The 20999-nt window shown below is 46.3% G+C and carries 16 protein-coding genes; 14 read left to right on the top strand and 2 right to left on the bottom strand.

Going from position 1 to position 20999, the window contains the following annotated elements:
• The first annotated feature begins 11 nt into the window (after window positions 1-11).
• Window positions 12-1055, top strand: coding sequence for an NAD(P)-dependent alcohol dehydrogenase (locus VL525_RS03605; RefSeq protein ID WP_325383438.1), 1044 nt, complete (start codon window positions 12-14; stop codon window positions 1053-1055).
• A gap of 30 nt (window positions 1056-1085) precedes the next feature.
• Entirely contained in the window at window positions 1086-2009 is a 924-nt protein-coding gene (locus tag VL525_RS03610; protein WP_325383440.1) for a helix-turn-helix transcriptional regulator, read from the top strand.
• Between the two features lie 136 nt (window positions 2010-2145).
• On the opposite strand, the gene VL525_RS03615 is transcribed toward VL525_RS03610, so the two are convergent.
• Window positions 2146-4113, bottom strand: a complete 1968-nt coding sequence (locus VL525_RS03615; protein WP_325383442.1) for a M1 family metallopeptidase — start codon at window positions 4111-4113, stop codon at window positions 2146-2148.
• Window positions 4114-4273: 160 nt separating this feature from the next.
• On the opposite strand from VL525_RS03615, the gene VL525_RS03620 reads away from it, so the two are divergent.
• Together VL525_RS03620 and VL525_RS03625 are read left to right on the top strand one after the other, a co-directional pair.
• Window positions 4274-6292, top strand: coding sequence for a thioredoxin domain-containing protein (locus tag VL525_RS03620; protein ID WP_325383443.1), 2019 nt, complete (start codon window positions 4274-4276; stop codon window positions 6290-6292).
• Window positions 6293-6316: 24 nt separating this feature from the next.
• Window positions 6317-6817 (top strand): peptidylprolyl isomerase, encoded by a 501-nt coding sequence (locus tag VL525_RS03625; RefSeq protein WP_325383445.1) that lies wholly within the window; start codon window positions 6317-6319, stop codon window positions 6815-6817.
• Between the two features lie 15 nt (window positions 6818-6832).
• Here VL525_RS03625 and VL525_RS03630 read toward each other — a convergent pair whose 3' ends face one another.
• Window positions 6833-7594: a hypothetical protein gene (locus tag VL525_RS03630; RefSeq protein WP_325383447.1), complete on the bottom strand. Its 762-nt coding sequence runs from the start codon at window positions 7592-7594 to the stop codon at window positions 6833-6835.
• A 375-nt stretch (window positions 7595-7969) separates the two neighbouring features.
• On the opposite strand from VL525_RS03630, the gene VL525_RS03635 reads away from it, so the two are divergent.
• The 10 genes from VL525_RS03635 to VL525_RS03680 all read left to right on the top strand — a co-directional run bounded on the left by VL525_RS03635 (window position 7970) and on the right by VL525_RS03680 (window position 20955).
• On the top strand, window positions 7970-8533 hold the full coding sequence (locus VL525_RS03635; RefSeq protein WP_325383449.1) for an acyl-CoA thioesterase: 564 nt from the start codon (window positions 7970-7972) through the stop codon (window positions 8531-8533).
• A gap of 61 nt (window positions 8534-8594) precedes the next feature.
• Window positions 8595-10493, top strand: a complete 1899-nt coding sequence (locus VL525_RS03640; RefSeq protein ID WP_325383451.1) for a tetratricopeptide repeat-containing sensor histidine kinase — start codon at window positions 8595-8597, stop codon at window positions 10491-10493.
• A 167-nt stretch (window positions 10494-10660) separates the two neighbouring features.
• A complete protein-coding gene (locus VL525_RS03645; protein ID WP_325383453.1) occupies window positions 10661-12196 on the top strand; it encodes a hypothetical protein in 1536 nt (511 codons plus the stop codon).
• Between the two features lie 32 nt (window positions 12197-12228).
• Entirely contained in the window at window positions 12229-13146 is a 918-nt protein-coding gene (locus VL525_RS03650; RefSeq protein WP_325383455.1) for a sugar phosphate isomerase/epimerase, read from the top strand.
• 153 nt (window positions 13147-13299) lie between these two features.
• Window positions 13300-13884 carry a gluconate 2-dehydrogenase subunit 3 family protein gene (locus tag VL525_RS03655; RefSeq protein WP_325383457.1) on the top strand — a complete coding sequence of 195 codons (585 nt, stop codon included), beginning with the start codon at window positions 13300-13302 and terminating at the stop codon, window positions 13882-13884.
• Window position 13885: 1 nt separating this feature from the next.
• The gene (locus VL525_RS03660) at window positions 13886-15601 is read left to right on the top strand and encodes a GMC family oxidoreductase (RefSeq protein WP_325383459.1); all 1716 of its coding nucleotides are present in this window, start codon (window positions 13886-13888) and stop codon (window positions 15599-15601) included.
• A gap of 169 nt (window positions 15602-15770) precedes the next feature.
• Window positions 15771-17453 carry a GMC family oxidoreductase gene (locus tag VL525_RS03665; protein WP_325383461.1) on the top strand — a complete coding sequence of 561 codons (1683 nt, stop codon included), beginning with the start codon at window positions 15771-15773 and terminating at the stop codon, window positions 17451-17453.
• A gap of 71 nt (window positions 17454-17524) precedes the next feature.
• Complete coding sequence (locus VL525_RS03670; protein WP_325383463.1) at window positions 17525-18994, top strand: Gfo/Idh/MocA family oxidoreductase; 1470 nt, start codon at window positions 17525-17527, stop codon at window positions 18992-18994.
• Window positions 18995-19085: 91 nt separating this feature from the next.
• Window positions 19086-19658 carry a gluconate 2-dehydrogenase subunit 3 family protein gene (locus tag VL525_RS03675; protein ID WP_325383465.1) on the top strand — a complete coding sequence of 191 codons (573 nt, stop codon included), beginning with the start codon at window positions 19086-19088 and terminating at the stop codon, window positions 19656-19658.
• A gap of 124 nt (window positions 19659-19782) precedes the next feature.
• A complete protein-coding gene (locus VL525_RS03680) occupies window positions 19783-20955 on the top strand; it encodes a Gfo/Idh/MocA family oxidoreductase (protein ID WP_325383467.1) in 1173 nt (390 codons plus the stop codon).
• Window positions 20956-20999 lie beyond the last annotated feature (44 nt).

The raw sequence follows: 20999 nt of genomic DNA on the forward strand, positions 1-20999 counted from the left end.
ATCAGAAACTTATGATCCCAGTAAAAGGCTATGCAGCCCAAACCAACAAATCCGATCTTGCTCCCTGGAACTTTGACCGCCGCGAGGTTGGCCCGCACGATGTGCAATTTGATATTTTATTTTGTGGCGTTTGCCACTCCGATCTGCACCAGATAAAAGACGATTGGTTCCCGGGCATTTTCCCGATGGTCCCTGGTCACGAGATCGTCGGTCGCGTAATTAAAGTAGGCGACCATGTAAAGAATTTTAAAGTAGGCGACCTGGCCGGTACCGGCTGCATGGTTGATTCATGCGGTCATTGCGATAATTGCAAACACGACCTGGAGCAATACTGCCTTGAGGGCTGTACCTACACCTATAACGGTATGGAACGCGATGGTTCGTCACCAACCTACGGCGGCTATTCAAATACCATTGTGGTTAAGGAGGAATTCGTTTTGCACATTTCCGATAAACTTGACCTGGCAGCAACTGCACCTTTGCTATGCGCGGGCATTACTACCTATTCACCTTTGCGCCACTGGAAAGTAGGCAAGGGGCATAAATTGGCTGTTTTGGGCCTGGGTGGATTGGGCCACATGGGCGTAAAATTCGGGGTGGCTTTTGGCGCCGAAGTTACCGTGCTGAGTACTTCGCCTAAAAAAGAAGCTGATGCCAAAAAATTGGGTGCCCATAACTTTGTGGTTACAACCGATCCTGAACAGATAAAAGCCGCGCAAGGCACTTTTGACTTTATATTGGACACCGTTTCAGCCGAGCACGATTTTAATATGTACCTGTCGCTGCTAAAAACAGACGGTACTATGATGTGTGTTGGCGCGCCTTCAAAACCTGCAGAAATATCGGCGTTCAGTCTTTTGGCTGGCCGCAAAAGTGTAGCAGGTTCCGGCATCGGCGGAATTAAAGAAACGCAGGAGATGCTGGATTTTTGTGCCGAAAATAATATTGTGTCCGATATCGAAATGATCGATATCAAAGACATTTCCCGGGCCTATGAGCGTATGGAAAAAGGTGACGTACGTTATCGCTTTGTAATAGACATGGCAACTTTGTAATAAGCCAGAAGTCTTGAATCGTAAGTCGAAATGAAGAAAGAAAATAAACAGCCGCATGTGTTCAACTCCGTTTCGGAGTTGAACCAGGCGCTGGGCCTGCCCGGGCCGCTGCATCCGCTGGTGGGGATTAACTATTACAAAGACATGAAACCCGACTGGAACAGATTAGGCGGAGGTATGGTCATGAATCTTTATAAGATATCTTATAAAACCAATTACACCGGTAAGTTTAAATACGGGCAGAATTATTACGATTTTAATGAAGGCGGCCTGTGTTTTACATCGCCAAACCAGGTGATGGTTGTTGATGAGGAAGACCAGGATTATGGCGGCTTTTCACTGTTGATCCATCCTGATTTTCTGCGGAATTATCAGCTTGCGAAAACCATTAAGAACTACGGTTTCTTTTCATATTCGGCATCAGAGGCGCTCCATCTTTCAGAAAAGGAGAAAGAAACCATATTTGGCATCATCAAAATGATACAGGATGAACTGGAGTTGCCTATCGACCAGTTTAGCCAGGATGTCATCGTAACACAGATAGAACTATTGCTCAACTACAGCAATCGCTTCTATAACCGCCAGTTCATCACCCGAAAAGCGGCTAACAACGACCTGCTAACAGAATTGGAAGATCTGATGACTGCTTATTTTGATACCGAAAAAGCATCCATGTCTGGTTTGCCTGCAGTGCAGGATATAGCCAATCAGCTTAATGTATCGCCGCGCTACCTGAGTGACATGCTTCGTTCGCACACCGGCCAGAGCGCCCAGCAGCACATTCACAACAAACTGATCGAAAAAGCTAAAGAGATACTCAGCACAAGCAATCTCACCATTGCCGAAATAGCCTACCGTTTGGGGTTCGAACATCCGCAGTCGTTTAACAAATTGTTCAAACGCAAAACCAACCAATCGCCCGTAGCGTTCCGGCAATCATTTTTGCAGAATTGATTGCGGTACAGGCGATCTTCATGTCGGAGGTACCCCAGCTTATTAAGCAACTTGTCCGATCGTATCCTATCTAAACAAAAAAGACCGGATCTTCTCAACCCGGTCTTTATTATTTAAAAACTTCAAAGCTTTCCGCTTATTTCCCTTCCCAAACGTTATTTTTCACGTCAACATCCGGCATTTGCTTATCCGGGTCTATTTCCACTTTGGTAATGGTTGATGTGGAAGGATATTTGAATTTCCAAACCCCGCCGATACGCTGCCAGATATTAACCGGCAGGTGCAGTACTTCCACTTTCCCGTTCGATTGTGTGATCTTCAGATCAACCGGCATCGCCATTTTTTGCTTGTTTACTAAGGTGATGATGGCGCCGTTGGCTGCATCGCCTTTTACATAGGTTACAGATTGTACGGCCTGGTCAAGTTCCCATGTTGTAAAGAACCATTCTTTCCAGAACCAGTTCAGGTCCTCACCGGCAGCATCGTTCATGGTGCGGAAAAAGTCGTATGGCAAGGGGTGTTTAAATGCCCAGTGTTTAACATATTCATTAAAGGCATAATCAAAGCGATCAGGGCCCAACACCACGTTTCGCAGCATGTCCAGTCCCGCGGATGTTTTCACGTAATACTGCCCGTAGTCATTAAGGCCCATGGCTTCCGGCGCCACCATCAGTGGGTCTTTCAGCCTTTTCAGGTAGCCAACCAGGTTATGCGCAGGGCGCGCTGTGGTGTCGTCATATTCGCCGTGATTAAACATTCTGGTCGAATACTCATTGATGAAGGTATTGAAGCCCTCGTCCTGCCACATATATTTACGTTCGTTTGATCCAACGATCATCGGGAACCAGTTGTGGCCTATCTCGTGCGTTACATCGCCCCACAAGTTTCCTTTTTTCAGGTTATCCAGGCAGAATACTATACCCGGGTATTCCATGCCTAAAGCCACGCCGGATACCGTCACTGCCGAATTCCATGGGTACTCGTAGTACTTCTTCGAATATATTTCGATACTGTACTTCAAATATTCCGTAGCACGGCCCCACGAATCGTCTCCTGCGCTTTCAACCGGGTAGGTGGCCATAGCAATGCCCTTGCGTCCTGAGGGGAAGTTCACCCTCGCAGCATCCCATATAAAAGCTTTTGATGCTGCCCACGATACGTCGCGGGTGTTTTGCATTTTAAAGTGCCATGTTTTGGTACCGGTGGCATTGGCATTTTTCAAAACCTCATCTGGCTTGGTGATAAACACTGTTTTATCGCTTTTGCGGGCCTCTGCCAGGCGCGAAAGCTGGGTAGGGGTTAGCACTTGCTGGCCGTTTTGCAGGTCGCCCGACCCAACAACCAGCATGTTGGCCGGTGCGGTTATATAGTAATCAAAATTACCATATTCGCAGTAGAACTCGCCCAGGCCCATGTAAGGCAGTGTGTTCCATCCCTCTACGTCGTCATAAACGCACATGCGCGGGTACCATTGAGCTATTTCGTAAACATAACCGTCTTTAAATTTCTTGCGGCCCATACGGTCGGCGCCATACATGGGTATCGAGAACCAGTATTTTATTTTCAGCTCTATTTTTGCGCCATTTGCCGCCATGGGGGCGTGTAAGCGTACCTGCATCCTGGCGTCGGTAATTACGGGGTTTACAGTATAAGCTTGTTTGTTATAAGTAACCGATACCGATTGTATATGGTACCCACCGCGGCTAAACCCGCGTACATCGAAACGGTCGCCGGTGATAGGGGTAACCGCAGCGCCGCGAGAATCAGGTTTGAACAGGTTTTGGTCGAGCTGCAGCCACAGGTGGTCAAGCTTGTCAGGGCTGTTATTCGTATAGCTAATGGTTACTTCCCCGGTCACGGTTGTGTCCTGCGTGCCTTCGGTCAATGTGGCCCTAATGCTGTAATCAGCGCGGTTTTGCCAGTAATTTGCTCCCGGTAAACCGTCAGCCAAGCGGGTATTACCGCTGGTAACGGGCCAGGTTATCGGGCCGAAAAGGTCCTGGTGATCATATTTGATAGAATCGGTAGTTTGTGCCGATGCGTTAAACGCCAGCAATAGCGCAAAGCATACTCCCAAAATGGGGTTTAATTTTAATTGGTTCATTATTTTTGAGAATTTGAGGAACAAAGAAACCAAAATTATTTGACGATGTTCCAATTGTAACTTCCTAATTACTGGAAATGTGATAATTGCATATTTTCAGACAGTTGGATTACCTTATTTTAATATCGAATATGCATCTTCGCAAATTGCATTAATGCCTATGAATCGTCTTGCCAATTCCGCTTCACCATATCTTTTACAACACGCCAATAACCCGGTCGATTGGTACCCCTGGGGGCCTGAAGCATTGCAAAAGGCGAAGGATGAAAATAAACTGATACTTGTCAGTATTGGCTATTCGGCCTGCCATTGGTGCCATGTGATGGAGCATGAAAGTTTTGAGGACGAAAAGGTAGCGGCAGTTATGAACGAGTATTTTGTTTGTATAAAAGTCGACCGCGAGGAGCGCCCGGACATCGACCAGATATACATGACTGCCCTCCAGTTAATGACGGGCCGCGGCGGCTGGCCGCTTAACTGCATTTGCCTGCCCGACCAGCGGCCAATTTATGGCGGAACTTATTTCCGCAAGAACGATTGGGTGAGCCTGCTGTTTAACCTGGCCGATTTTTATAAGACCAAACCCGAAGAGGCCGAAGAATACGCGGTGAAACTCACCGAAGGTATCCGCCAATACGAATCATTCGCCCCGGTAAACGAAAAAGTGCAGTATACAAAGGACGATCTTGAACTGATCGTCAGGAACTGGCTGCGCTATTTTGACAGGAATGAAGGCGGCATGGGCTCATCGCCTAAATTCCCGATGCCCAACAACTGGCAGTTTTTGATGCGTTATGCACATTTGATGAAGGACGATGATATTGCCGGGCAGGTTAAGCTGACGCTGCGCAAAATGGCTTTCGGCGGTATTTATGACCATATAGGTGGCGGATTTGCACGTTATTCAGTTGATGGCCGCTGGCATGTGCCGCATTTCGAAAAAATGCTGTACGACAATGCCCAATTGGCCAGCCTGTATTCTGAAGCTGCAATATGGCAACCAAGTCCTCTATATCCGGTAGTGGTTGATGAGATCATTACATTTATAAAGCGCGAATTGACGTCGCCTGAAGGCGGTTTTTATTCCGCTTTGGATGCTGACAGCGAAGGGGTGGAGGGCAAATTTTATACGTTTACAGGCGAAGAGATCGAAGGCATATTAGGGGCCGATGCAGAATTATTTTCGCTTTATTATAATGTAACAGAAGATGGCAATTGGGAAGAGGAGCTGACCAACGTATTCTTTCGCGACGAGAATAGCGAACAACTGGCAAAGCGCTACGATCTGACGCCGGAAGAACTCGGTTCAAAGATCAAAACCCTTCGCCAAAAAGTGTTTGATGTCCGCAGCGAACGTATCCGACCGGGGCTGGATTACAAAATATTGGCCTCGTGGAATGGCTTGATGCTGAAAGGCCTTTGTGAAGCTTACCGGGCGTTCGATAAACCAGAATACCTGGAACTGGCACTGAAAAACGCAGGTTTCATTTTAGATAACATGATAGCAACCGATGGCAGGCTGTCAAGAATATATAAAGGCCCCTTCATTGCCGCGGCGACGGGGAACGGGACCGCATTTTTAGATGATTATGCCAACATCATCGATGCTTTCATAGCTTTATACGAGGTTACTTTTGATGAACAATGGCTAAATAAAGCCAAAGAACTGGCTGGTATCGCTATTGATAACTATTATGACAGGGAGAACGGAGTTTTCTTTTATACCGCTGCTGATGATGAACAACTGATAGCCCGCAAATCGGAGGTAATGGATAGCGTTATCCCGGCATCAAACTCAGTGATGGCGCAAAATCTTCAAAAACTCGGACATTTCTTTGATAGTGATCATTATTTGGAGATATCCAGCAGGCTTTTAGCTGGTGTAGCACCGCAGATGGCGCGTTATGGATCATCTTATTCTAATTGGGCTATGCTGATGCTGAACGAGGTTTTCGGGCTGAACGAAGTTGCCATAACAGGGAATGAGTATGAAGCAACGCGCATCGAATTGGAAAAAAATTATATCCCCAACAAAATTGTGTTGGGCGGTAAAAAAGGAAGTTTACCTTTGCTGCAGGGCAGGATAGCCGAAAACACCCGCATTTTTGTTTGTAAAGACAAAACCTGCGGATTGCCTTCCGAAAATATCCACGACGCTTTAAAACAAATCAATAATTAGATACTTATCAAAAAAAGAGACAGCATGAAGATTGCACCAAAACACGTAGTGTCCTTAACCTACGATCTGTACGTAAAAGACGAGGATGGAAAAGAAGGTTTAGTAGAAAGCGCCACCGAAGAGCAGCCCTTGACTTTTTTATTCGGCGCGGGCCAGATGCTGCCTAAGTTTGAAGAAAATTTGAGTACCCTTTCAACGGGCGACCCATACGATTTCCAGCTTTCAGCCGGTGATGCTTATGGCGAATATGACGAAGAAGCGGTAGCTAATCTGCCAAAAAATATGTTTGAGGGTACAGATATGCCCGGAATAGGCAGCATGCTCCCGTTGCAGGATAACAACGGTAACCGTTTCCAGGGCCGCGTCGTATCAATTGCGGAAGACGCAGTTATAGTCGATCTCAATCACCCTATGGCCGGGCACGAACTGCACTTCAAAGGAAATATTATCAACGTACGCCCTGCAACAGCCGACGAAATGGCCCACGGCCATGCTCATGGTCCGGATGGTCACCATCATCATTAAATATTCAGGCGACTTTCAAAAATCGTCATCAACTCCATAATTAATATGCGGCGGGTCGTACTTTACACCCCGCCGCATATCATCGTCAAAAAGCACCAGGCCGCCATCGCCGTCAACCCGGCAGTGGATAATGATCCGGCATATTACCGGTTTGTGATTTATTGTAGCGGGTACAAATTGCTTGTCTTCTTCTTTAAGCAGCTTTAGCGACAGGCGAGTTCCCTGAAGAAGGTCAGGGCCCATTACCGTTACTTTCATGTCGGCAAGGCGGCCAAGCGGGCTTATCAAAAGTTCCACTTTCCCCTCATATAATCCCGAACCCCAGTAATAACTGATAAAAGGCGTTTTATAAATAGCCAGGTATGGCAGGTAACCATAATAACGGCCACCTATTTTTAAGGGTTTGGTGGTTTTGTCGGAGTCGGTCAACTCCTCGTCAACCAAATAATCAAATCCAGATGCACGGCTCTCAAACGCTTCATAAACGATGGAATCCTTGTCGACATTGTAGGTTTGCATTAACACACCTTTTGGGTTAAAATAGCGCCAAACGCCGGTCTTTCTGCCTTTTTTATATATACCGCTCACAATAAGATGCTTGCGCCTGTAAAACTCCTGGTAAAGCCCGTCTTTAACTTGCTCGTCACTCTTCAGCACGGTGTAAACCGCGGTCATCTTGTCGGCCAGTTTTTCTTTTTTTTCAATTAGGTCCTGCGAAAAACACCTCGCGCTTAAGGAAAAAATAAGCAGAAAAAGCAGTAATTTTTTGTTGCACATAAGACGAGGCAATATAAGCATAGACACGTAAATTCAAATTGTACCCCTGTTTACCCGGAGAAATCGTTTTTAACATCAAACCGGTTAACCTGAGGCGGCAACCGGGCAGTTTTTAAACTTATTCATAGAAGTCAAACAGAACCTGTGGTATTGATGGGTTACACGTTTTTACTGTTATTTATATTAAGTAATTGATAATCAGTTGATTAATTAACATTCACGGCAAAAATGTGTTAACCATGTTAACCCTGCTTTTGGCTTTAAAACAGTTGTTGAATTGCTCCATAGGCGCTGTATGTTTTAAAAGGATCTCCCTGTATATTTACTGACGGATAGTATATATTTTTGCCGGATAATGATACCTTTATTTCGAAGATGACAACTCCAACCGACGCCTCTGCCTATAAACCGGTAAGTTTTTCCGAGACGGTTATAACCGAATTGATGATACCATCTTACTCCAATTTTGGCGGCAAGATACATGGTGGTATTTTATTGTCGCTAATGGATAAAGTGGCTTACGTATGCGCAGCCAAGCACGCGGGTAATTATTGTGTTACAGCGTCCATTGATACTGTGGATTTCCTGGCGCCGGTAGAGGTTGGCGACCTGGTATCGCTAATGGCGTCAGTAAATTATGTGGGTAAAACGTCGCTTGTTGTAGGTATTAAGGTCATTTCGGAAAATATCAAAACCAATACCGTGCACCATACCAATACCAGCTATTTTACTATGGTGGCAAAGAACGAGGATAACCTGCCTGTTATGGTACCAGGCCTGGTATTGCAGAACCGCACCCAGGTAAGGCGTTTTCTTGAAGCTGTTCGCCGTAAGCAGCTTAAACATAATTATAAACAGGAGGCCGATAAGATAGTGATGCCGGATAACGAGGAACTGTGCCGGGAAATGCTTGAAGGCGAACGCTGTACCATAGCCTGATAATGTGCGTTTTTATGCGATATTTGCCAAACCTTAACACTTTTTTATCGTAATAGCATTTATGCGGGCTTTATTTGGTTTAATCATTCTGTTAGCGGTAAAAGTCAGTGTTTTTGCCCGAGCCATAGTCGCGGTTCCGCCCGCACCGAAGAAAACGGTCGACAGCCTCAATATTGTTAGTTTTAATATTTATCTGGAATCCCCGGATTCAGCCCGCCATTTAGCGGAAAAGGCACTCATTCTTGCTGAAAAGGTAAAATATGCCGATGGCATTGGCCGCAGTTTCCTCAACGTAGGCCATGTTTACTGGTCGCAATCCTATTACCCCATCGCTTTGTTTTATTTTAATAAAGCGTTAATGAATATTCCGAAGGAGGATCATCTGTTGATTTCAAGCTGTTACAATATCATCGGGCGCACCTACTCCGATCTGCGAAACTTCAAACTGGCACTGTATAATCTTAATCTATCCGAGCAGTACGCCCACGGCGATCCGGACCGGGTGGCCGAAGTTTATAGTGAACGCTCTTTAGTTTACCGCAGGCAGGGTAAATACGGGGCGGCGCTTGACGATGCTAAAAAGGCTTTAAAACTTAATGCGAAAGCACACGACGAGCCTAATACAGCTGTATTATATGGCCGTTTAAGCACTATATATACCTTAATGGGAAGGTATAAGGAGTCGATAGCTTATTCGGATACCGCGTTGGCAATGAGCTTTACGACACACAATAAACGATTGCGTGCTACCACTTTTGTGGAATATGCCGTAGTTTATAATAAGTTGCACGATTACGAAAAGGCGGTGTTTTATGCGGTAAAAGGCGGTAACCTGGCCGATACTATCGGAGTGGTAGACGCTATTTCCGGCGCTTATAAGGCCCTGATAAATACTTATGAAATAAAGGGCGATCTGAAAATGGCCATGTTTTACCAGAAAAGGTTCAACAAAATGGAGGATAGCCTCAGCACATTTAATAAGATAAAAAACACCGAACTGATACAGGATTATTTCGCCCTCGAAAAGCACCTGAATGATATTGCTGATATGGAACGGGCAGGCCAGCAAAATAAGGCCATGCTGAAATGGCAGCGTGCCGTTATCGTAACGCTTGCTGTTGCACTGCTGGTTGTTGTTTTTGTGCTGTTTATTACCTATTATTTCTATACGCAGAAAAAGAAATTGGGCGAACGTTTGAACGAGCAGAACGAAGGTCTTATGAAACAAAAGCAACTGATAGAAGTGCAGGCTGCTAATCTTGAAGTGGTTGCCAATATAAAAGACAAACTACTGGCTACCATAGCGCACGACCTGCGCACACCGCTGGCTAACCTGCGGAATATCACCGACATGTTTGGCGTGGATTACCTGTCCAAAGAAGAGGTTCATATCCTGATGAAGGATATAAACCCGATGGTCAAAACCGCAGAACTTACCCTGTCGAATCTTTTGGACTGGGCAGGCAGCAAGATAAAGGAACGCGGTGTCAACTCATCCGGCCTGGATATTGCCCTCCTGGGGGCGGAAGTGGAGCAGGTTTTTAGCCAGGCTCTCGAAAAAAAGAATATCAGGTTTATTAATAAGGCAGTTACCGGTAATTCTGCCCTGGCCGATGAGAACCATATCAAGGTTGTGTTGCGTAACCTGGTAAGCAACGCCGTTAAATTTACGGATAACGAAGGCCGTATAACCCTTAATTCTACCTTTGGCGATGATGGTCTCATTATCAGCGTAGAAGACACCGGCAAAGGTATGAGCGAAGCCGAAATGGGAAAGTTATTCTCCATACAAACACATTTTTCCCAACGGGGCACTTCCGGCGAAAGCGGTACTGGCATCGGCCTGATGCTTTGTAAGGAGCTGGTTGAACTTAACGGCGGTAAACTCTGGATATCTTCCGCTCCTGGCAAAGGCAGCAAATTTTATTTCAGCCTCCCGCTGAACAGGGCGTATGCCTGATCTTTGGTTTTACCCTGCCCTTTCTCCTTAATTCAAAGTAACCGACGCTGTAAATTCAGGTTCCGAAACGTCGCTGTAAAATTTACACAAGCTATTTGCATCTTTTCTCAATGTAATTTATAAATTAGCTAACCCAATTATTAGTGTCAATTAAACACCGTTTCCTGATGAAAAATAAAATACGCCTGGTTGCTGTTTTTGCCTTTTTATGCGCAGGTATTTTTAGCACCCATGCTCAAACCGGCCCGGTAGGCATTTTTGACGGACAGTCCGACATTGGCCTCGTAAGGCATAAGGGTGGCGCGACGTACGACAGCAACGTACAGCAATATCAAGTGGAAGGGGCAGGCACTAATGTTTGGGCCACACACGATGAGTTCCATTACTTATGGAAAAAGATGAAGGGCGATTTCATCCTGCGCACCAATATCAGTTTTATCGGTAAAGGGGTTGAGGAGCATCGCAAAGTGGGATGGATGGTCCGCTCCTCGCTTGATACAAATTCAAAACATCTGAGCGCTGTGGTGCATGGTAGCGGATTAACATCGTTGCAGTACCGAGCGTCTGTTGGCGGGGCCACCCTCGAAAAAAAGTTTGAGCTCACCGGCGCCGATGTGATTCAACTGGAACGGAAGGATGGTATATATACCATGTCGGTAGCGCATAAAGGCGAGACATTTGTTAGTGTAAAACTGGATACTGCTGATTTTTTGGGTGACGATGTGTATGTGGGCCTTTTTATCTGTTCGCACAACGCAGACGTGGTCGAAAAGGCAACCTTTAATAATGTACGTATAGTGGTACCGGCCCCCAAAAACCTGGTGCCATACCGCAATTATATAGGAAGCAGTATAGAAATTCTCGACCTGGCAGATCAGAATGCAAAAGTGATCTACCAGATACCTAATTCGCTTCAGGCGCCAAACTGGACGCAAGATGGCAAATCACTGATCTATAACCGCGACGGCATCCTGTACAATTTCAACCTGGCAACTGGTACACCAACAGCTATCAATACGGGTGTGGCCAGCCACAACAATAACGATCATGTGATCTCCTTCGACGGCAAAATGCTGGCCGTAAGCAGTGGCAACGGCGAAAAGGGCGCTTCTGTTGGTTTTACCGTGCCTATTGGCGGTGGAGAGGCGAAACAGATCACGCCTACCGGGCCCTCTTACATGCACGGCTGGTCGCCAGATGGGAAATACATCGTATTCTGCGGCGACCGGAATGGCGAATATGATGTTTACCGCATCCCTTCAGGCGGTGGTCCTGAAGTAAGGCTGACCGATGCAAAAGGATTAGATGATGGTCCCGAATACAGTCCCGACGGCAAATACATTTACTTTAACTCGGTGCGGTCGGGCCTGATGCAGGTATGGCGTATGAAAGCGGATGGAAGCGAGCAGACCCAGCTTACCAACGATGATTTTAACAATTGGTTTCCCCATGTTTCGCCTGATGGTAAGTGGATAGTTTATATCACTTTTTTGAAAGATGAAGTATCCCCCGGAGATCACCCGTTTTATAAACATGTTTATTTAAGGGTGATGCCTGTGAGCGGCGGCCCATCGCGGGTGGTGGCATATTTATATGGTGGACAAGGCACCATCAATACCCCGTCGTGGGCGCCGGACAGCAAGCACCTGGCGTTGGTGAGCAACTCGAGCCTGTTATTTCCGGCTTTTCCGATAGGACAGTAATAAAAGAAACACGCTAAAAAATCAGATAAAAAATGGATAATTCACGCAGAGACTTCATCAGGAATACAGCCCTTGTGGTTGCCGGTACAGCTTTAGTGTCGTCAAACGACCTGTTCGCCGCACCAAAAAAGATCGAAAGGGTAGGACTACAGCTCTATTCGGTCCGCGATGCCATGGACAAAGATCCCGCAGGCTCGCTCAAGAAATTGGCCGATATGGGATATGTTCATGTGGAACATGCCAATTACGTAAACCGTAAATTCTATGGGTATACCGCTAAGGAGTTTAAAAAACTATTATCGGGCATGGACTTGCAAATGCATAGCGGCCATACCGTAATGACAGCGCATGATTGGGACGATGCAAAAAACGATTTTACTGATAAATGGAAATATACCGTTGAGGATGCAGCCGAAGTTGGCCAGCGCTATGTGATCAGTCCGTGGCTTGACGAAGGTTTGCGTCACGATCCTGATAAATTAAAAAAGACGATGGATCAGTTTAACAAATGCGGCGAGCTTTGCAAAAAATATAACATGAAATTCGGTTATCATAATCACAACTTTGAGTTCAGCACCAAAGTGGGCGATGGTACGCTATACGACTATATTTTAGCCAACACCGACCCTGAATTGGTTGCACAGCAAATGGATGTGGGCAATATGCTGGGCGCAGGCGGTATTGCGCTGGATCTGCTGAAAAAATACCCCGGTCGTTTTGAACTGTTGCATGTAAAGGACGAAATAAAAAGTACTACCGGCCAGGGTATGGATGGCTACGATAGCACCATACTCGGCGAAGGCGTTATGCCGGTTAGGGATATTGTGAAGGAAGCCCGCAAGCATGGTGGCACCAGCTGGTTCATCATCGAGCAGGAATCGTACCAGGGTAAGGATCCGTTCGATTGTGTAAAAATTGATTTACAAACTATGAAAAAATGGGGTTTCTAACCCCTTTTTCGTTACTTTTCATCGGGTAAAAAATCCGTTGCGGCGTATTGCCAGAATAAGGGGTATTTTTTTGCGTTTTTATTTTATCATGTCAATTATACACTATATTGCCAGTGTTTCCCCTAAAACAGGCATTATAACCTAATTTAACAAATGGACAGGCGTACAGCGATCCGAAATTTAGCTCTGGTACTCAGTAGCGCGGCAATATTACCGGCTTGTACTAAGGATAATCCAACGGCTCATTTCAAACATTTTGATATCACCGGCGACCAGGAAACATTGGTGGCAGATTTGGCAGAAACCATCATTCCCAAAACAACCACACCCGGGGCAAAGGATCTTAATCTCGATAAGTTTGTTTGGCTGATGCTGGATGATTGTACAAAAAAAGAGGATCAGGATGCCTTTTTCAAGGGCATGGATAAGTTTAATGATCTTACCAAAAAGATGTATAACAAAAGCTTTGCCGACTGTAGTAAAACCGAGAAAGCAGCGATTCTGGGCACCTTTGAAAAGAAACCGGGCGATAAACCCGCCGGCAGCAGAGCTGCAGGAAAAAAAGGAGACAAAGCCGAAAAGAAAGATGATTTGCAGGCATTTTATGGTACTGTAAAAGGGTTGACGGTTTTCGGTTACACCCAATCCCAATATTTCATGACTAAAGAAATTGTTTATGAACTGGTGCCGGGCCGGTATAACGCACATTTCCCTGTTAAAAATAATATGAAGGCATAAAATGGCTAATCTGAATATAGACAGCGCGAAAGAGCGCACCTTTGACGCTATTGTAATTGGATCGGGGATAAGCGGAGGCTGGGCGGCCAAAGAACTGACTGACAAGGGCCTTAAAGTTTTGATGCTGGAGCGCGGCCGCGACGTAAAGCATATTAAGGATTATCCTACCACCAATATGTACCCCTGGGAATTCAAGCACCGGGGCGAGTTGCCCATGGATGTGCAGGAGGCCAATCCTATAGTGAACCGTTGTTATGCTTTTGGCGAGAGTGCCGCTCATTTTTTTGTAAAGGACAAAGAACATCCTTATATACAAACCAAGCCTTTTGATTGGATACGTGGTTACCAGGTGGGTGGTAAATCGCTGCTTTGGGCGAGGCAAACCCAGCGATGGAGCGAGTTTGATTTTGAAGGTCCGGCAAGGGACGGTTTCGCGGTCGACTGGCCTATTCGTTATAAAGATATTGCGCCCTGGTATAGTCACGTAGAAAAGTTCGCAGGTATATCTGGTAATAAGGACGGTATTGCCGAACTGCCTGATGGTGAGTTTTTGCCTGCATTTCCATTAAATGCTGTGGAAGAATACTTTAGCAAGCACGTTAAAGTAAATTACCAGAACAGGCATGTTATTAGTGCACGCTGTGCGCATCTATCCAAACCAAACCAAATACATCTCGACCAGGGCCGGGCGCAGTGTCAGGAGCGCACTATTTGCGAACGCGGGTGCCCTTTCGGTGGATATTTCAGCAGTAATGCTTCAACCATTCCCTGGGCACTTAAGTCCGGCAACCTAACAATAAGGCCATTTTCGGTAGTCGAGTCTATTATATATGACGAAAACAAGGGGAAAGCAAGCGGTGTCCGCATTGTAGATACCAACACCAAAAAAGCGGAAGAATTTTATTCGCGTATCATTTTTGTAAACGCGGCGGCCCTTAACACCAACCTGATATTACTCAACTCCAAATCGAACCGTTTTCCAAATGGGCTGGGCAACGATAGCGGCGTGCTGGGTAAGTTTGTGGCATTCCATAATTATTCGGCACACATAGGCGCCGAGGTGGAAGGCTTTGAAGAATGGGCAACCGATGGTCGCAACCCAGCCGGCGGAGGATATATTCCGCGCTTCAGGAATGTATATAAGCAGGAAACTGATTTTCTGCGCGGTTACGCATCAGGCTTCAGTGCCTATCGGGGTTTCAAACACAGCTACGACGGCTTTGGCGAAGATTTCAAAGCCGGTCTGTCAACAAAAGAATATGGGCCGTGGCGCGTAGGTTCACACATGATGGGCGAAACTATTCCGAAGGAAACCAATTTTGTAAAGCTTGATAACAGTAATAAAGATGCATGGGGCGTGCCTTTGCTGGATATCTCAGTTGATTATGATGACAACGACGAGAAAATGAAAAAGGATTATATCGAACAGCTTACCGAAATGTTCACAAGCGCCGGGTTCAAAAATATCCAGCCGTCCACCAACCACCAGGCGCCGGGATTGGATATTCATGAAATGGGAGGTGTAAGGATGGGCAGGGACCCTAAAACATCCATGCTGAATAAATGGAACCAGTTGCACGCATGCACCAATGTTTTTGTAACGGATGGCGCAAGTATGACGTCTACTTCATGCCAGAATCCGTCACTTACGTACATGGCTCTTACTGCCCGCGCAGTTGACCATGCCGTAAGCGAATCGAAAAAGGGGAATCTATGATCCTATAAGCCGCAAAAAAGCTTATATAAAACCAAGGAAAAAAGGCCTCCACGTAATTGCAAAGCCCTTATTGTGTTAAAAAAACGCAATGGGATTTATATAAAAGGAAAATAATTTTTTACATTAGTCGCACTAACCAAGATTTAACTAAAACAATCATTTTTTTAACATGTCAACCAACACATACGACGCTATTGTGATCGGCTCTGGGATATCCGGGGGATGGGCAGCAAAGGAGCTTACTGAAAAGGGCCTGAAAACGATCATGCTCGAAAGGGGCAGGGATATCAAACACGTAAAGGATTATGTAAACGCCAATAAGGCGCCCTGGGAGTTTGAACATAGGGGAGGCCGTACCGTGCAGATGGAGAAGGATTATCCCGTACTAAAGAGGGATTACCCTCTCAATGAAACCAACCTGGATTACTGGGTTAACGAAAAGGAAAGCCCGTATGTCGAGATCAAGCGGTTTGATTGGTTTCGCGGTTACCACGTTGGTGGCCGTTCGCTGATGTGGGGCCGTCAAAGCTATCGCTGGCACGATACCGATTTTGAAGCTAACCTGAAAGATGGCATAGGCGTCGATTGGCCTATCCGTTACAAGGACCTGGAACACTGGTACACTTATGCTGAAGGCTTTGCCGGTATATCAGGTAACCGCGATGGTGTGCCTATCCTGCCCGACGGTAATTTTATGCCGCCAATGGAAATGAATTGTGTGGAAAAAGACGTTGCAGCACGTATAAACGAACATTATAAAAAAGAAGGCAGGCACATGATCATCGGCCGTACGGCAAATATCACCAAGCCGCTTCCCGGTCGTACTAACTGCCAGTATCGTAATAAGTGCTGGCTGGGGTGCCCATTCGGCGCTTATTTTAGTACACAATCATCAACATTACCCGCTGCTATGGCAACCGGGAACCTTACGCTAAGGCCATGGTCTATCGTGACGAAAATACTTTACGATAAGAACACCAAAAAAGCTACGGGCGTTGAAGTTTTGGACGCTGAGAACAATCAGACCTATGAGTACCACGCTAAAATAGTTTTCGTAAATGCATCAACGTTAAACTCGGCGTGGGTGCTGATGAACTCAGCAACAGACGTTTGGCCCGACGGTTTGGGCAGCAGCAGCGGCGAATTGGGTCACAACCTGATGGACCATCACCTGGGTGTAGGCGCAGGCGGCAGGGTTGAAGGGTACGACGATAAATATTATTTCGGACGCCGTGCCAACGGCATTTATATTCCGCGTTACCGCAACCTCAATGGCGAAAAACGCGATTACATCCGTGGCTTTGGTTATCAGGGTGGCGGTGGCCGCGATGAATGGGGAAGGACTATTCCTGAATTAAGTATTGGCGGTGCGTTCAAAGACGCATTGGCTGAACCGGGCGAATGGAATTTTGGTATGGGTGGCTTTGGCGAAACACTGCCATACCACGAGAACAGGACTTACCTGGACAAGGACAAAAAAGATAAATGGGGCTTGCCTGTTTTGGCTATCGACGCAACGGTAAAAGATAACGAGAAGAAAATGCGTATTGATATGGCAAACGACGCTAAAGAAATGCTGGAAGCTGCCGGGGTGAAGGACGTTCATACTTTCGTCAGTGAACCGGTACTGGGCCGTGGTATCCACGAAATGGGCACCGCCCGCATGGGCCGCGATCCGAAGACTTCGGTGCTGAACGAATGGAACCAGGTTTGGGATGCAAAAAACGTGTTTGTTACGGACGGTGCATGTATGGCCTCTACAGCCTGTCAAAACCCTTCGTTAACTTATATGGCTTTAACTGCGCGTGCAGCAAACCACGCCGTGGAAGAGCTTAAAAAAGGGAATATTTAATTTAGGGATTATTGATCAATTTATCGATAATTCAATAAATCAGTAATTCAATAATTATAAAACAGATACCAATGACTGAAGAACCTGAAAATTTACCCCAGGATCCCACAAGGAGGGATTTTATTAAGAAAGGCGCCCTCGCGGCAGCCGGATTTATGATCGTTCCCCGCTTTGTGCTGGGCGGCAAGGGTTATCGCGCACCAAGCGATATGCTTACCGTTGCCAGTGTAGGTTGCGGTGGCAAAGGGCAAAGTGATATAGCTATGTTTGCCAGGAGCGGCAAAGCTAATATTGCTTACTTGTGCGATGTTGACGATAAGCAAGCTGCCACCACGTTTAAAAACTTCCCTAAAGCCAAACGTTATAAGGATTGGCGCGAAATGTTTGATAAAGAATCGAAAAATTTTGATGCCGTTTCAGTTTCAACTCCCGACCATACCCACGCTGTAGTGGCTTATAATGCCATGGCCCGCGGCAAACACGTCTATGTTCAGAAACCAATGACGCATGATCTTTGGGAAGCGCGCACGCTTACAGCAGCCGCAAAGAAATTTAAGGTAGTTACCCAAATGGGGAACCAGGGCGCTTCCAACGACGGCACACGTTTGATGTCGGAATGGTATGATGCCGGTTTAATAGGCGATGTGCATACGATATATTGCTGGACTAACCGCCCGGTATGGCCACAGGGCGTTGCATGGCCAAAAACTAAAGCAGAGGTTCCGCCAACGCTGGATTGGAACTTATGGTTAGGTAATGCTCCATATAAGGATTTTGTGGATAACCTGGTGCCTTTCAACTGGCGGGGCTGGTGGGACTACGGTACAGGCGCATTGGGCGATATGGGCTGCCACCTGGTGGAGGCGCCGTTCAGGGTGCTCGACCTTGAGTATGTAAAAGATGTGCAGGCCAGCGTGGGTTCTGTTTATGTAGGCGAATTCACCAAAGGTGTTTTCCCTGAAAGCTGCCCGCCATCAAGCCATATTACCATGACTTTTCCCAAAACCGCTAAAACCAAAGGCGATGTTACATTGCACTGGATGGACGGCGGCATTGAACCCGAAAGGCCGGAGGAACTTGGACCTAATGAGCCCTATGGTGGTGAAGAAGGCAACGGTTGCTTGTTTATCGGCACAAAAGGAAAAATGTATTCAAGTACTTATTCGGACGCTGCCCACCTGCTGCCAAGCTCGCGTATGCAGGAAGAGGCTGTTAAAGATGCAAAACAGCGTTGGGCACGTGTACCCGGCGGCGCTAACGGTCATTACGCACAGTGGGTGGAAGGTTGCATTGCCGGTTACGGAAAAACCGAATTAAGCTCGCCGTTTGATAAGGCAGGCCCGCTTACCGAAGCTTTACTGATGGCAAACCTGGCAGTAAGGGGTCACGACCTGGCTGTAAAAGGTGCAAACGGGCGCAATACTTACCCGGGCCAGGTAAAACTGCTTTGGGACAATGCGAATATGAAGGTAACCAACTTCGACGAAGTAAATCAATACGTGAAACGTAATTATCGCGAAGGCTTTGCATTAACCGTTTAAAGCATTGCATTTACTTTGATTTTACCTATATTTAATTCGTCAAACCAATTAAAAATCAATAATTCATTAATTTAGTAAATCAATAACTACAATGAATAGAAGAGATGCCATCGGAAGAGTAGCCCTGATAATGGGCGGTACTATGATAGGTGCTGAATTTTTGCTCTCGGGTTGTAAACCAAACGCTCCAAAGGTAGCTGACCTTTTCGACCAGGATCATGTTGCCTTTATGGACGAAGTGGCCGATACTATTTTGCCTGATACAGCCAGCAGCCCTGGCGCAAAAGCCGCAAAAGTAGGCGCCTTTATGGCGGTGATGGTGCGTGATTGTTACGAAACTCCTGACCAGGATATATTCCTGAAAGGTATAACACAGATCGATGACGCCAGCAACAAAAAATTCAGCAAAAAATTTATGGACCTGGACGCTACCCAGCGTACTGCTTTACTAACCGATTTGGATAAAGAGCAACAGGGATATTCAAAAACCAAGAAACCAAAGGATCCTAACCATTATTTCAGGATGATGAAGGAGCTTACTTTGTTGGGCTATTTTACGTCGGAAGTCGGCTGTACCAAAGCACTGCGTTACGTTCCGGTACCAGGCCGTTATGATGGTTGTATCCCATACAAAAAAGGCGACAAAGCCTGGGCCCTGTCCTGATCATAAATGGACCGAATTGATTGGGTTGATTAAGTTATCGGGTTCATTCCGGCCCGAACTTGATCGACCCAATTGACTTAACGCAAATCAATCTACCTAATAATTACTTAACTAAATACAACAAATGAGCAAAAGAAAATTGCGCATGGGTATGGTTGGCGGTGGTAAGGATGCCTTTATAGGTGCCATTCATCGCATAGCCGCTAATATGGATGGCCTGATCGAGCTTGTTTGCGGAGCATTGAGCATACACGAAGATGTGGCCCGTGAAAGCGGAAAAATGCTATTTCTACCCGAAAACAGGACCTATTTGAATTTTGAAGAAATGATCCATGCTGAAGCCAGGCTACCGGCCGATCAGCGTATGGATTTTGTTACTATCGTTACCCCAAATTTTGCACATTTCGCCCCGGCAATGCTTGCATTGGATAATGGCTTTAATGTGGTTATCGAAAAGCCCATCGCCTTTACGCTGGAAGAAGCAAAGCAACTGAAGAAAAAGCTCGAAGAAACTGGCCTGATGCTTCTGTTGACTCACACTTATTCGGGTTACCCGATGGTGAAAGAAGCGCGTGATGTTGTAAAAAGTGGCAAACTTGGGAAGGTAAGAAAAATATATGTAGAATATCACCAGGGATGGCTGAGTAAACTTTCCGAAAGGGAAGGCAATGCGCAGGCCGCCTGGCGCACCGACCCAAAGCGATCGGGCAAAAGCGGTTGTATGGGCGATATAGGTACACATGCCGCCCACCTTGCCGAATATATTTCAGGCTTAAAGATCAAGCAGATGTGTGCGTCGCTAAACACCGTTGTGGAAGGACGCATGCTGGATGATGATGGCGCGATACTGCTGCGTTTCGAAGAAAATGCGACTGGCGTGCTCACCGCTTCGCAAGTAGCTGCCGGAGAGGAAAATGCATTGAAGATTCGTGTATATGGCGAAAACGGTGGCCTTGAATGGGCCCAACAGGAGCCGAATACTTTAACATTGAGGTGGAGCGACAAGCCTGCCGAAACGCTGCGCGCCGGTTCAAATTATAGCGACAGGGAATCATCTTATGCCACAAGTAACTGCCGCACGCCGGGAGGCCACCCCGAAGGTTATTTAGAAGCATTCGGGAACCTTTACCGTAATTTCGCTTTGGCGCTTAGCGCTAAAATGAATGGTGAGGAACCCCATAAGGAATGGTTGGATTTTCCGGGAGTTGAGGACGGCATCCGGGGTATGGCCTTTATCGATAACGTGGTCGCTTCGAGCCAGTCGGACAAAAAATGGTACGATCACATAGTAGAATAACTTTTAGCACAAATAAAAACTCCCTCTCCTTTGGAGAGGGTTGG

Origin of the sequence: Mucilaginibacter sp. (assembly GCF_035492695.1) — a bacterium.
Classification (GTDB): domain Bacteria; phylum Bacteroidota; class Bacteroidia; order Sphingobacteriales; family Sphingobacteriaceae; genus Mucilaginibacter.

Excerpts from the sequence above, each read along its gene's own strand:
- VL525_RS03605 (WP_325383438.1), top strand. The coding sequence starts at position 12 with ATGATCCCAGTAAAAGGCTATGCAGCCCAAACCAACAAATCCGATCTT.
- VL525_RS03610 (WP_325383440.1), top strand. The coding sequence starts at position 1,086 with ATGAAGAAAGAAAATAAACAGCCGCATGTGTTCAACTCCGTTTCGGAG.
- VL525_RS03615 (WP_325383442.1), bottom strand. The coding sequence starts at position 4,113 with ATGAACCAATTAAAATTAAACCCCATTTTGGGAGTATGCTTTGCGCTA.
- VL525_RS03620 (WP_325383443.1), top strand. The coding sequence starts at position 4,274 with ATGAATCGTCTTGCCAATTCCGCTTCACCATATCTTTTACAACACGCC.
- VL525_RS03625 (WP_325383445.1), top strand. The coding sequence starts at position 6,317 with ATGAAGATTGCACCAAAACACGTAGTGTCCTTAACCTACGATCTGTAC.
- VL525_RS03630 (WP_325383447.1), bottom strand. The coding sequence starts at position 7,594 with ATGTGCAACAAAAAATTACTGCTTTTTCTGCTTATTTTTTCCTTAAGC.
- VL525_RS03635 (WP_325383449.1), top strand. The coding sequence starts at position 7,970 with ATGACAACTCCAACCGACGCCTCTGCCTATAAACCGGTAAGTTTTTCC.
- VL525_RS03640 (WP_325383451.1), top strand. The coding sequence starts at position 8,595 with ATGCGGGCTTTATTTGGTTTAATCATTCTGTTAGCGGTAAAAGTCAGT.
- VL525_RS03645 (WP_325383453.1), top strand. The coding sequence starts at position 10,661 with ATGAAAAATAAAATACGCCTGGTTGCTGTTTTTGCCTTTTTATGCGCA.
- VL525_RS03650 (WP_325383455.1), top strand. The coding sequence starts at position 12,229 with ATGGATAATTCACGCAGAGACTTCATCAGGAATACAGCCCTTGTGGTT.
- VL525_RS03655 (WP_325383457.1), top strand. The coding sequence starts at position 13,300 with ATGGACAGGCGTACAGCGATCCGAAATTTAGCTCTGGTACTCAGTAGC.
- VL525_RS03660 (WP_325383459.1), top strand. The coding sequence starts at position 13,886 with ATGGCTAATCTGAATATAGACAGCGCGAAAGAGCGCACCTTTGACGCT.
- VL525_RS03665 (WP_325383461.1), top strand. The coding sequence starts at position 15,771 with ATGTCAACCAACACATACGACGCTATTGTGATCGGCTCTGGGATATCC.
- VL525_RS03670 (WP_325383463.1), top strand. The coding sequence starts at position 17,525 with ATGACTGAAGAACCTGAAAATTTACCCCAGGATCCCACAAGGAGGGAT.
- VL525_RS03675 (WP_325383465.1), top strand. The coding sequence starts at position 19,086 with ATGAATAGAAGAGATGCCATCGGAAGAGTAGCCCTGATAATGGGCGGT.
- VL525_RS03680 (WP_325383467.1), top strand. The coding sequence starts at position 19,783 with ATGAGCAAAAGAAAATTGCGCATGGGTATGGTTGGCGGTGGTAAGGAT.